Source organism: Simiaoa sp. (genome assembly GCF_051972595.1).
GTDB classification, from domain to species: domain Bacteria; phylum Bacillota; class Clostridia; order Lachnospirales; family Lachnospiraceae; genus Acetatifactor; species Acetatifactor hominis.
In genome coordinates this window covers 1-12,387 of record NZ_JBOKRY010000013.1, presented here as the reverse complement: position 1 = coordinate 12,387, position 12,387 = coordinate 1, and the positions used below count along the sequence as shown (strand labels likewise).

The 12,387-nt window shown below is 44.6% G+C and carries 14 protein-coding genes; 12 read left to right on the top strand and 2 right to left on the bottom strand.

Going from position 1 to position 12,387, the window contains the following annotated elements; genetic code table 11:
* Positions 1-83: 83 nt before the first annotated feature.
* From zapA to ACTRDR_RS06695, 5 genes are all read left to right on the top strand, one after another.
* Positions 84-485 (top strand): cell division protein ZapA, encoded by a 402-nt coding sequence (gene zapA / locus ACTRDR_RS06715; protein WP_176862752.1) that lies wholly within the window; start codon positions 84-86, stop codon positions 483-485.
* Positions 486-534: 49 nt separating this feature from the next.
* Entirely contained in the window at positions 535-2,754 is a 2,220-nt protein-coding gene (locus tag ACTRDR_RS06710) for a peptidase U32 family protein (RefSeq protein WP_440526600.1), read from the top strand.
* 158 nt (positions 2,755-2,912) lie between these two features.
* Entirely contained in the window at positions 2,913-4,097 is a 1,185-nt protein-coding gene (locus tag ACTRDR_RS06705) for an FtsW/RodA/SpoVE family cell cycle protein (RefSeq protein WP_440526599.1), read from the top strand.
* Entirely contained in the window at positions 4,087-5,556 is a 1,470-nt protein-coding gene (locus ACTRDR_RS06700; RefSeq protein ID WP_440526598.1) for a peptidoglycan D,D-transpeptidase FtsI family protein, read from the top strand. Before ACTRDR_RS06705 ends, ACTRDR_RS06700 begins: the two co-directional genes overlap by 11 nt.
* Positions 5,557-5,575: 19 nt before the next feature.
* A complete protein-coding gene (locus ACTRDR_RS06695) occupies positions 5,576-6,016 on the top strand; it encodes an NUDIX hydrolase (RefSeq protein ID WP_440526597.1) in 441 nt (146 codons plus the stop codon).
* A 29-nt stretch (positions 6,017-6,045) separates the two neighbouring features.
* On the opposite strand, the gene ACTRDR_RS06690 is transcribed toward ACTRDR_RS06695, so the two are convergent.
* Positions 6,046-7,098 carry an HD-GYP domain-containing protein gene (locus tag ACTRDR_RS06690; protein WP_440526596.1) on the bottom strand — a complete coding sequence of 351 codons (1,053 nt, stop codon included), beginning with the start codon at positions 7,096-7,098 and terminating at the stop codon, positions 6,046-6,048.
* Between the two features lie 156 nt (positions 7,099-7,254).
* On the opposite strand from ACTRDR_RS06690, the gene ACTRDR_RS06685 reads away from it, so the two are divergent.
* From ACTRDR_RS06685 to ACTRDR_RS06665, 5 genes are read left to right on the top strand one after another with little or no spacing between them, the layout of a single operon-like run.
* Positions 7,255-7,578, top strand: a complete 324-nt coding sequence (locus tag ACTRDR_RS06685; RefSeq protein WP_176862742.1) for a hypothetical protein — start codon at positions 7,255-7,257, stop codon at positions 7,576-7,578.
* Complete coding sequence (locus ACTRDR_RS06680; RefSeq protein WP_440526595.1) at positions 7,572-8,552, top strand: DUF2953 domain-containing protein; 981 nt, start codon at positions 7,572-7,574, stop codon at positions 8,550-8,552. Before ACTRDR_RS06685 ends, ACTRDR_RS06680 begins: the two co-directional genes overlap by 7 nt.
* Positions 8,553-8,575: 23 nt before the next feature.
* Positions 8,576-8,995, top strand: coding sequence for a spore germination protein GerW family protein (locus tag ACTRDR_RS06675; RefSeq protein ID WP_176862738.1), 420 nt, complete (start codon positions 8,576-8,578; stop codon positions 8,993-8,995).
* A 55-nt stretch (positions 8,996-9,050) separates the two neighbouring features.
* Positions 9,051-9,194, top strand: coding sequence for a hypothetical protein (locus ACTRDR_RS06670; protein ID WP_176862736.1), 144 nt, complete (start codon positions 9,051-9,053; stop codon positions 9,192-9,194).
* 11 nt (positions 9,195-9,205) lie between these two features.
* Entirely contained in the window at positions 9,206-9,745 is a 540-nt protein-coding gene (locus ACTRDR_RS06665) for a hypothetical protein (RefSeq protein ID WP_440526594.1), read from the top strand.
* A gap of 78 nt (positions 9,746-9,823) precedes the next feature.
* Here ACTRDR_RS06665 and rpmB read toward each other — a convergent pair whose 3' ends face one another.
* Entirely contained in the window at positions 9,824-10,009 is a 186-nt protein-coding gene (gene rpmB / locus ACTRDR_RS06660; protein WP_022155072.1) for a 50S ribosomal protein L28, read from the bottom strand.
* Between the two features lie 261 nt (positions 10,010-10,270).
* Between rpmB and ACTRDR_RS06655 the strand changes: the two genes are divergently transcribed.
* Both ACTRDR_RS06655 and ACTRDR_RS06650 read left to right on the top strand, forming a co-directional pair.
* On the top strand, positions 10,271-10,630 hold the full coding sequence (locus tag ACTRDR_RS06655; RefSeq protein WP_176862732.1) for an Asp23/Gls24 family envelope stress response protein: 360 nt from the start codon (positions 10,271-10,273) through the stop codon (positions 10,628-10,630).
* A gap of 52 nt (positions 10,631-10,682) precedes the next feature.
* Positions 10,683-12,326, top strand: a complete 1,644-nt coding sequence (locus ACTRDR_RS06650; RefSeq protein ID WP_440526636.1) for a DAK2 domain-containing protein — start codon at positions 10,683-10,685, stop codon at positions 12,324-12,326.
* Positions 12,327-12,387 lie beyond the last annotated feature (61 nt).

Here is a 12,387-nt window from a genome sequence, read left to right as displayed (position 1 = left end):
GATATATAATAAATGTTGTATTATATTTTTTAACAGACGGCACATATTGTGTTTTCAAAAGATTGTTAAGAGGGGTGTTTAAGATGTCTCCGAAGACAGATACCGAAGTGATCATAGGCGGTAAGGTATTTACCTTAAGCGGCTATGAGAGTGAAGAATACATGCAGAAAATCGCTTCCTATATCAATAACAAGATCAACGAATATGGGAAGATAGACAGCTTTCGCAGACAGCCTTTGGACAGACAAAGTGTTCTGCTGCAGCTGAACATTGCCGATGATTATTTTAAAGCGAAGAAGCAGATTTCTATCCTCGAAGAAGAACTTCAGGGAAAAGAAAAGGAATTATACGATCTGAAGCATGAACTGATCTCCGCACAGATCAAACTGGAAAATGCAGAGAAGCAGGGAAAAGAGCTTCAGAAGCAGTTGAATGAAGATGCCAAAAAAATTGTTCGTCTGGAGACAGAACTAAAAGACAAGTAAATTGATAGCTGTCCGTTTTTCGGGCAGCTATTTGCAATAGAGGACGTTTATGAGTGCAATGAAGAAAGTAGAATTGCTGGCGCCAGCCGGGAATACGGAAGCATTTTACGGTGCGATCCATGCCGGTGCGGATGCTGTATATCTGGGAGGAAATCGTTTCGGAGCCAGAGCCTATGCGGAGAATTTTTCCGAAGAGGAACTGGTTGCATGTATCCGGTATGCGCATCTTTTCGGAAGAAAAGTATATCTTACGGTAAATACGCTGGTAAAAGAATCCGAATTTTCAGAAATATATGAATATTTGGAGCCTTATTACCGGGCAGGACTGGATGGTGTTATTATCCAGGATATGGGTGTATTTTCATTTATCCGGGAGAATTTTCCGGGCATGGAATTACATGGGAGCACGCAGATGACAATTACCGGGGAATATGGTGCAGAATTTTTGAAGGAACAAGGGGCATGCCGTGTAGTACCTGCCAGAGAACTTAGCCTTAAGGAGATCCGCAGGATCAAGGAAGCCACCGGTATGGAGATCGAGTGCTTTATTCACGGAGCCATGTGCTATTGTTATTCCGGACAGTGTCTGTTCAGCAGTATTTTAGGAGGCAGAAGCGGTAATCGCGGACGCTGTGCACAGCCCTGCCGTCTGCCTTACAGCAGTAAGGGACAGAAGGAATGCTATCCCTTAAGCCTGAAGGATATGTGTACCATAGAATCTATCCCTGAACTTCTGAGGGCGGGAATCGATTCTTTTAAGATCGAAGGCCGCATGAAAAAAGCGGAATATGCTGCCGGAGTTACGGCAATTTACCGTAAATATATTGATCGGTATTACAAGAACCCGGAGAAAACTCTGAAGATTTCCAAAGAAGATATGCATGCACTGTCCTGTCTGTACATCCGAAGCGAGCGTCAGGACGGTTATTATCATAAGCATAACGGCAAAGAGATGGTGACTCTGAACAGTCCGGCATACAGCGGAAGCGATGAAAGGCTGCTGGAACACATCCGTAAGGAACATTTGGCGAAACGTAAGACTCTTCCGGTACGGATGACGGCCCGGTTTATTACCGGGGAAGAGGCGAGTCTGACCATATCCTGCGGCGATATCCGCATCACATTAGAAGGCAATCCTGTGCAGGAAGCTTCCAGACAACCGATTTCGGAAGAAAATGTTATAAAACAGTTAAGCAAGTTAGGAGACAGCTCTTTCTCTCTGGACGGAAGTATAGAAGTCGAACTGAGCGGGAATGCATTCTATCCGTTAAAGGCGATCAATGAGCTCCGCAGAAGAGGGATTGCTCTTCTGGAAGAAAAAATAATTCTGGCAAACGGTTTTTGCTATGAGAGAGTAGAACTGCAACGTGAGGTACAGCATAAGACCGGAATAGCAGACAGAGCCCAGGAGTCTCCTCAAGAGTCTTCTATAGGAAAGAAATTTTCAATCCTATTGCAGACACAAGAGCAGTGGAGAGGATTTTGCAGATCGGTATTTGGGAACGGTAATGGAGAACCGACGGCTAGAATAAGGCTGTATCTGGATGCGGATCTGTTGTTACAGGATCCGGAAGCCGGAGCGGAAATGCTGAAAATGACTTCTGAAAAACAAATTCCCTGTGAGATCGTACTGCCTAAGATCCTGCGCCTAAGGGATGAGCAGTATTTAAAGAAGCTGTACAACTTTGCAAGAGAGAATGCGTCATGTTTTCAGGGATTCCTGGCAGGCAGCATGGAACATATCGGACTGCTCATACAATGGGCACTGCCCGGGAAAAAGATCATCGGAGATTACAGTCTCTATTTGTGGAATGTGGAAGGAAGAGATTTCTGGATGCAGTATCTGGATGGCTTCTGTCTGCCGCTTGAACTTACGGCAGCGGAGCAGAAGAAGATAATAGATCCTGCGATTCCCACAGAGAAGTTGATCTATGGTAAGATTCCTATGATGGTTACCGCTAACTGTGTGACACAGACCTTGGACAGATGTAGAAAAGGGGAAGGTGGGCGTATCCTGGAACTGACCGACCGGTATCATAAGAGATTTCCGGTAATGCGCAATTGTACCCATTGCTTTAATGTGATCTACAATAGTGTACCTTTATCTCTGCATAAGGAAGCGGACAGACAGATCGTCGTAGGGAGGCTGGATTTTACCACAGAGACAGAGGATGAGACTTTGCAGATCCTGAATTATTATGGCGGTGCGCGCAAGGAACTTCCCTATGTGGAATATACCACCGGTCACGAAAAACGTGGCGTAGAATAGACAGAAAGGTATTTTGCTGCATGCAGGAATACGTAATTGAATTATCCAAATATTTCATAGCCTTTTTTATGGTTTTATATACAGCAAGCTGTTTTTATACATTCCGATATCCGACGGGCGAACATCACAAGGGGATTTTTATCCTGCAGGATGTTCTGATGTTTCTGGTACAGGTATTATGTTTCCTGAATCTGTCACTTACCGGCGGAGATTTTCAATACCTGTTTTTCTTCGCATTTATCCTGATCTTTTTATTTGCAACGATCACGATGGTATCACTGATCTACGAGAATATTAACCGCCTTTTGCTGAATAATATGTGTATGCTTTTGGGAATCGGACTCTGTATGGTATCCCGGCTGTCTTTTGACAAGGCAATACGGCAGTATGTGATCGTGCTGGTATCTCTGATCATCTCACTACTGATACCGTATCTGCTTGGGAAAATTCATTTTTTCAAAAAAATCACCTGGCTGTATGCCACATTGGGAATCGCACTGCTTGGTACTGTGCTGATCCTTGGCGAAGTGACCCATGGGTCCAAGATCTCTTTTTCCCTGGGGGGAATTACGTTCCAGCCCTCGGAATTTGTGAAAATACTGTTCCTGTTTTTCCTGGCGGGAGCTTTATGGGAGAATGTATCCTTCCAGAGAGTGGTCCTGACTGCCATCATTGCCGGGGCACATGTGGTGATCCTGGTGGTATCCAAGGATCTGGGAAGTGCGTTGATCTTCTTCGTGGGATTTGTGTTCGTGGTATTTGCGGCAACACGCAATTATCTGTATCTGTTTGCGGGAATCGTAGGCGGAGGTGCTGCTTCGTATCTTGCTTACCAGCTGTTTGATCACGTGAGGATCCGTGTGCTGGCATGGCAGGATCCCTGGAAATATATTGACAATAAAGGATATCAGATTACCCAGTCGCTGTTTGCCATCGGCAGCGGAAGCTGGTTCGGCATGGGGCTGTTAAAGGGGAACCCGACAGCAATTCCCTATGTGGAAGCGGATTTCATCTTTTCTTCCATCTGCGAGGAACTGGGTGTGATCTTCGGTATGTGCCTGATCCTGATCTGTGTCAGCAGCTTTCTTGAAATGATTCGGATAGCGGTGAGGATTCATGACAGATTTTATCAGCTTGTCGTATACGGCATCGGCATTATGTATATTTTCCAGATTTTCCTGACTATCGGCGGCGGTACGAAATTCATTCCGCTGACCGGTGTGACACTTCCTTTTATCAGTTATGGAGGAAGTTCGGTGATGACAACAATGATCATGTTTTTCATCATCCAGGGAATTTATATCCGACTGCAGAAGGAAGGAGAGCGCAGAGGTGGAAAATAATAAGACGCAAAATAAATCCCCGAAAAAGACACCTGACAATAAGCGCAGAGGGAACCAGCGGGAGATCTGGCTGTCAGCAGGAGGGATCGGAGTCCTGTTTTTATGTCTCATGGTCTATCTGGGACATTTCGTGGCAACCAGCGAACAGGATATGATCAATAACAGCTACAATTCCAGGCAACAGATTCTGCTGTCCAGGAACTACCGTGGGGCTATTTACTCCAGAGATGGGGAAGTGCTGGCGGAGACCATCCTGAACGAGGAGGAAGAAGAGACCAGAAATTATCCCTATAAGAATCTGTTTGCGCACATTGTTGGTTATTCCACCCAGGGCAGAATGGGAGTGGAAGCACTGGCGAATTATTATCTGATCAACACAAATACTTCTCTGACCAATAAGGTCAAAAACGATACTGCCGGGAAAAAGAACCCAGGAGATAATGTTTATACTACACTTGACGTGAAGGTCCAACAGGTAGCAAACGATCAACTGGATATTTACCGTGGCGCCATCATTGTGACAGAAGTATCTACCGGTAAGATCATTGCCATGGTGTCTCATCCTGACTTTGATCCGAATTCCATTGCTGAGATCTGGGATGACCTGGTGGACAATGATTCCAGCACCGTACTTCTGAATCGTGCGACCCAGGGCTTATATCCACCCGGTTCCACTTTCAAAATAGTTACTGCACTGGAATATATCAGGGAAAATCCGGATACCTACCAGAATTACTCTTATAACTGTAACGGTTCTTTCCGGCTGGGAGACAGTAAGATCAGCTGTTACCACGGTTCCAGCCACGGGCAGGTGGATTTTAAGAAGTCCTTTGCCAAATCCTGCAACTCTTCCTTTGCAAATATCGGAATGAGTCTGGACAGAGAGGCGTTTCAGGAGACTTTAAATGATCTGCTGTTTAATAAAGATCTGCCGTTAACTTTAAATTACGCCAAAAGTTCGGCACTGGTCTCCGAAAGTACCCCGTCTGCTGAAATGATGCAGACCTCCATCGGTCAGGGAAAAACACAGATCACTCCCATGCATCTGAACATGATCACCTGTGCGATAGCAAATGACGGAACCCTTATGAAGCCTTATGTGATCGACCGTGTAGAGAATGATGAGGGAACTGTTGTCAAAAACTTTAAAGCCTCGGAGTATGGAAGACTGATGTCGGAAGACGAAGCGGCGATTTTGCGTCAGCTGATGACAGATGTGGTACAGGAAGGTACGGCGTCCAAGCTAAAAGGACTAAGCTATACAGCGGCAGGTAAGACCGGTTCTGCGGAATATAATAACGTCAAGGGAGACAGCCATGCCTGGTTTACCGGTTTCGCTCCTGCGGAGGATCCGGAAGTCTGCGTTACCATCATCGTGGAAGGTGCCGGAAGCGGCGGTGATTATGCAGTACCTATTGCAAGACGGATCTTTGATGCGTACTTTAGCGAAAAGCAGTGAGATCGGAGGATAAAAGAAAATGATAGAGGCGACCAGTTGTGGCGGAGTGGTGATTTTCCGCGGCAAAATATTATTACTCTATAAAAATATTAAAAACAAATACGAAGGATGGGTCCTGCCGAAGGGAACCGTGGAGCCCGGAGAAACCCACGAAGAGACTGCGTTGCGGGAAGTTCTGGAAGAGAGTGGCTCCAAAGCTTTTATCGTAGATTATGTGGGAAGAAGTGAATATTCTTTTACTGTACCGGACGATGTGGTGGAGAAAGAGGTACACTGGTATCTGATGAGCACCGACAGCTATTACAGCAAGCCCCAGAGAGAAGAGTATTTTGCAGATTCCGGTTTTTATAAATACCATGAGGCCTATCATCTTCTGAAATTTGCCAATGAAAAACAGATTTTGGAAAAGGCATATGCGGAATATCTGGAAAGAAAAAGGAATAATCAATGGATAAATTGATTATTCCTGCCTTTAAGGATTTATAGTGCTTATACATTTTTGACGATTTCCAAATCTGTTCTCTGTAAGAGATCCACGAATTCGTTCTTTTCGTTTTTCAGAATAGGACGGGAGAACTTGTTGGGATGAATGATCAGAACCTCCCAGATACTTCCGTCGTTCAACTGTACATTTGTACCGATCTGCGCGTCCGCAATCCTTTTCATAATCGGCATTAACAGTTCCACATCGTATTTATCCAGGCTCTTTTCAAAATTTCCCAAAATTTGCAGCGGTGTAAGCGCATTGCGGTAGGTTCTGGGAGAAGCCATGGCAATGTAGGCATCAATGACCGCCATATATCTGGCATAGACATCAATCTTCTGACCGGTCATATGATAAGGGTAACCGCTGCCATCCAGTCTTTCGTGATGCATGATCACCGCATTTTTTACATGTTCATTCAGATCCTGATTCCGGACAGTGGTATAACCGACCACGGGATGGGTTTTGATGATCTTGAATTCCGCATCGGTCAGCTTTCCGGGCTTCCACAGCAGTTCGTAGGGCAGCTGCAGCTTGCCGATATCATAATAGAAACCGCAGAGGATCAGTGTATTTTTCTCATCCTCCGACATGGACAGCCAGTCGGCAAAAGCTCCGGCTAAAAGAGCGGCATTCAAACCCTGGGTATAGGTAAGCTCATCTTCACTGGGCATCAGATTGTATAAATAATCCAAAAGAGCGGAACCGGAAGAGATATAATAATATAATTCCCTGTATATAGTCAGCAGAACGATATCTGCAGGCTTCCTGCCCATGACCAGAAGCTGTTTCATTGCAAGCTTATATTCCCCGAGGAAAATGGGATAGGCACGTTCAAAAGCTTTGAAATTAGAGTCAAAACGTATTTTTTCGTAATGAGTGGTGGCAAAATCCTCATCTTCCATGATCGTGACGCATACCAGATCATAACGCTTTAATTTTTCTATAATCTGCGGGGTCACAGTCGTACCGGCAGGGTAGATCACATGATTCTGATCCAGTATATCTTCGCCCAGGACCATGTCCGGCTGAAGCTCCATCTTCGTAATTACTTTCAATGGTTTTTCCTCCTAATTTATACTAATTCTAGTATAAAATAACATCCGGAAAAGTCAAGCAACAAAAATTGTAATATAGCAGAATTTATGCTATAATGAGCCATATGGCTGGCGGGAAAGTATGCCGGAGGGTTATTGACCAAAAGGAAATGATATATGGCAGGAAAGCTTACATTTGCACCAAATCTCTATTTGGGAGAGAGCATCGCATCTGAAAAACTGGATAAAATAAAAAAGAGACTGGTGAAAAATCCTCTTTGGGCAAACGTATATCTGATTACACCGGCGTCAAATCCGGCAGACCAATTAGATATTTTTGATGCAAGACAACTGATACAGCCCCATTACAAAAATGAAGAATTTCTGGTTCTCGGGATTGTATCCGGATATGAGGAGGCATTGCAGCTGATCGAACAGATCACCAGAGAATGCCTGGAAGCCAGGGGCGACTGCAATCTGCGGGAGTATTTACTATGTTGACGATTTTTTTTAAAATATTGAGCATTCTTGGAATCCTGTTGTTAATACTTCTCGGAATTGCTCTTGTGGTAATCCTTCTGGTATTATTTTTCCCGGTCTGTTACAAAATGTCCGGGAAGAAAAATGCCGAAGAAATGCAGTTCGCCGCAAAAATAAAATGGCTGTTCGGTCTGGTAAGGGTCTCTTACAGCTATCCGGTTCCAGGGAAACTGCTGGCAAAGGTTCTTTTTTTAACAGTATATGATTCTTCCGAGAAGGAAAAAAACTCTGCATCGGGGGAAGATACACACACAGCTCCAAAAAAAGATATAACGGAGGCTGCACAGGAAACATCAAGGACTTCAGAATCTTCGGATGCTTCAGAATCTTCGGATGCATCAGAAACTTCCGGACAGACGTTACTCTCGCATGATAGCGATATAGCGAAAACGGACCCTGCGACCGATACAGAAGCTTCAGCAGATGCAAAAATTTCTGCGGAAGAAAACACACCCGGTCCGCAGCAGGAAACTTCCACTTTCGGAAAAATCGCCGGTTTTTTTGAGAAAATACGATACACAATCCGTAAAATCTGTGATAAAATCAAATATATTTTGAAGAATATTTCTTTTTACAGGGAGTTATGGAATGATCCGGATACGAAGGGATTGCTTCAGCATGCGGGAAAGCGTATCGGGCATATTTTAAAAAGGCTTCGTCCACGAAAGCTTAAGATGAACGCCCGCATTGGTACCGGCTCACCGGATACCACCGGATACCTTTATGGCATCTATGGAATGATACTTCCGAAGCTTGGAAAGGGAGTCTGCATTACACCGGATTTCGAAGAGGCAATACTGGAGGGTGATTTTAAAGCCTCCGGGCATTTTACAGTAGCATGTGTATTGTTCCATTCCGCGCGGCTGCTTTTGGATAAGAGATTACAGCAATTAAAGCTTAAGATAAGAACATTTCAAAAAAATCAGAAGAAATAAAAGGATGTAACAGGAGGTTTGTTATGGCAGAAAAAGATAATCAGTTCCAGGGCGTGGTAGAATCTCTTTTAAAGGGAATGGATACGGTACTCTCCACGAAGACTGTGGTGGGAGAGGCTACGAAGATCGGAGATACGATCATATTACCGTTAGTGGATGTGACTTTCGGTGTGGGTGCCGGTGCCGGCAACAATTCCGAGAAAAAATCCGCTTCCGGAGCCGGAGGATTAGGCGGTAAGATGACTCCCAGCGCTGTCCTGGTCATTAAGAACGGTTCCACAAAGCTGGTAAATATCAAGAATCAGGATACGGTGACTAAGATCCTGGATATGATTCCCGATATCGTAGATAAATTTACCAAGCCGAAGGAACAAGAAGAAATGTCCGATGCGGAAGTGGTGGACATTGCATTTCCGGAAGAGGAAACAACAGAAGATAAGTAATATTTGAGATACTCTGCATATAATAAAGTGAGAATATTCCGGATCCGGATGTATTATGAAAAAGATTATTGGATTGATACTCTTTTTTGTAGCGGTCGGCATGCTGCTTATGCTGGTGATTCATAATCGCTTCATCGGTCTGATCGTGGTCGCACTTTTATTGTTTGCAGGGTATTATCTTTTCTGTGGTTGTGAGTAAGAGGGTGCGGCATGATTGATTGGGAAGAGGTCATTAAGGCGGAAAGTACCGAAGAATTAAAAGAAATAAAGCTGTGGCTTTTCCAGGAAAATATGCGTCTGGAACAGGAGCGTACGGAGTTGGAACAGGCCCGGAACAAATTTCTGGACGAACGGGTAAAGTTACGGGACGAGCTGGATGAGTTGAACCGGCGTACAGTTATGGAGCGGAAACGGCTAAAAGAAGAAAATCTGTTCTTCGAGAAGAAAATGGCTATTTTACAGGAGGGTTTCCGGCAGCTGGAGGAGGATCGGAAGCGGTTCGAGCAGGAACGGCAGACACTCTTGAAGGAGGCCAGAGAACAACAGTCCGGAGAGCAGGAGTTTGGGGAAGGCAGCTTTACAGCAGTACAGCTTTTATTCCGTGGAGTTAATAATCCACTGGCTCTGCGGAAGAGATATCGGGATCTGATCAAGATCTTTCATCCGGACAACCTCTTCGGTGATGGGGAACTGGCAGGCCAGATCAACAAAGAATATCTGAAGCGGAAGCAGGAAGAGAGGTTTTGGTAATTGCACAGAGAATAAAAAATAAGCCAGAAATGAAATTCATCATTTCTGGCTTTCAAAATCCAATATTACCGCAGGAGATTAAGCTCTCTCAACTTTACCAGATTTTAAGCAGCTGGTGCAGACATGCATTCTTCTAGCTCCGCCGTTAACCTTGCACTTAACGCTCTTAACATTAGAGTTCCAAATTGCGTTGCTTCTTCTATGAGAATGGCTTACGTTGTTACCGAAATGAACGCCCTTACCACAAATATCACATTTAGCCATCTTGACACCTCCTCGATCTAACGCGCATCTAACGCTTACTTTTAAACATTTTTTTCAATAAACACGTGTGAAATGCTCACAACATTGATATATTAACAGAAAAACAAAATAAAAGCAAGCAAAAAATATTTATTTTTTTTATTTTGTTGTTTCTTTTTCAAAGGAAAGCTGTTAAAATACATTTATATATGTCTGAACTTTAGATTTTGGGGGCAGGCATAGCAGAAGAAACAAGTGATCCGAATATGAAGGAGGTTCTGTATGAAAGGTTCTTCTATGAATACCCATATGGGAAACATTGACATTGATAATGAAGTCATTGCACAGTATGCCGGCAGCGTAGCGGTAGAGTGCTTTGGTATCGTAGGTATGGCCGGAGTCAGCATGAAGGATGGTCTGGTAAAGCTTCTGAAATTAGACAGCATCACCAGAGGGATCAAGGTATCCCTGGACAACAATAAACTGGTTCTGGACTTCCATGTGATCGTAGCATACGGTGTCAGCATTTTAACTGTCACCGACAATCTGATCAGCAACGTAAAATACAAAGTGGAAGAGTTTACCGGTATTGAGATCAAAAAGATCAACATCTTTGTTGAAGGTGTAAGAGTGATTGATTAAGGAGGAAGTAATTGTGGCTTTACAACAAATCGACGCTAAGATGCTTTCCAAGATGTTCTTAGCCGGCGCCAAGAATTTAGAAAATAAGAAGGAATGGATCAACGAACTGAATGTGTTCCCCGTTCCCGATGGAGATACCGGAACCAATATGACCATGACCATCATGTCTGCGGCCAGAGAAGTATCCGCACTGGGGGAGGATGCCGATATGGCAGCTCTGTGTAAGGCTATTTCCAGTGGTTCCCTGCGTGGTGCCAGAGGTAACTCCGGCGTTATCTTATCCCAGCTGTTCCGTGGTTTCACCAAGAGTATCAAGGAAGAGCAGGAACTGGATATTCCCGTATTAACCCGTGCCTTTGAAAAAGCGGTGGAGACCGCATACAAGGCTGTTATGAAGCCGAAGGAAGGTACGATCCTTACGGTAGCCAGAGGTGCTTCCGATAAGGCAAAGGAACTTTGCGAGGATGGTGCAGAGGATTTAGAGCAGTTCCTGGGAACAGTGATCGAACATGCCCGTTATGTTCTCAGCCAGACTCCCGAAATGCTGCCCGTATTAAAGCAGGCAGGAGTAGTGGATTCCGGCGGACAGGGTCTGGTAGAAGTATTAAGCGGTGCCTATGACGCATTTTTAGGCAAAGAAATTGATCTGACCGTAGCTCCCGCAGCGACCGCCAAGGCAGAAGATACCAAGAGTTCTCTGGAAGTACAGGCGGAAGCGGAGATCAAATTCGGTTATTGCACCGAATTCATTATTCTGTTAAACAAACCTTTTAATGTAAAGGCTGAGATGGATTTCAAGGCATTCTTAGAGTCCATCGGTGATTCTATCGTATGTGTTGCAGATGACGATGTGGTCAAGGTACATGTACATACCAATGATCCCGGTCTGGCTATCCAGAAGGCATTGAAGTATGGTGCATTGTCCAATATGAAGATCGATAACATGCGCTTAGAGCATCAGGAGAAGCTCTTCAAGCTCTCTGAGAAGGAAGCTGCACAGAAAAAGGCCGAAGAAGAGAAGGCTGCACAGCCTCCCAAGGAAGTAGGTTTCCTGGCAGTATCCGTAGGTGACGGTTTAAGTGAACTGTTCAAGAGTCTTGGTGTAGACTATATCATCGAGGGCGGGCAGACCATGAACCCCAGTACCGCAGATATCTTAGATGCAGTTGACAAGGTAAATGCAAAGACGATTTTCATTCTTCCGAATAATAAGAACATCATTCTCGCAGCCAACCAGGCAGCGGAACTGATGACGGATAAGGAACTGTTAGTCATTCCCACCAAGACCATTCCCCAGGGAATAACCGCAGTGATCAACTTCGTACCTGAACTGTCCATAGAAGAGAACGAAGAGACTATGCTCCGCGAGATCAAAAATGTCAAGACCGGTCAGGTGACCTATGCGGTACGTGATACTGTGATCGATGACAAAGAGATCAAGAAAGACGACTTCATGGGCATCGGTGACCAGGGCATCGTAGCTGTCGGTACCGACATGGTAAAAGTAACCCGTGATATGATTGCAGAACTTGTGGATGAAGATTCCGAACTCATCAGCGTATACTACGGCTGTGACGTAGCAGAGGATGCTGCCGAAGCACTGCGCGCAGACTTAGAGGATGCTTATCCTGCCTGCGATATCGAATTACAGTACGGCGGACAACCTATTTATTACTATACTGTTTCTGTTGAGTAAATTGAAAGTTACGAGCCATGCAAAAATAGAACGGAATGCCTCGGTGGGAGCTTGCTCACAC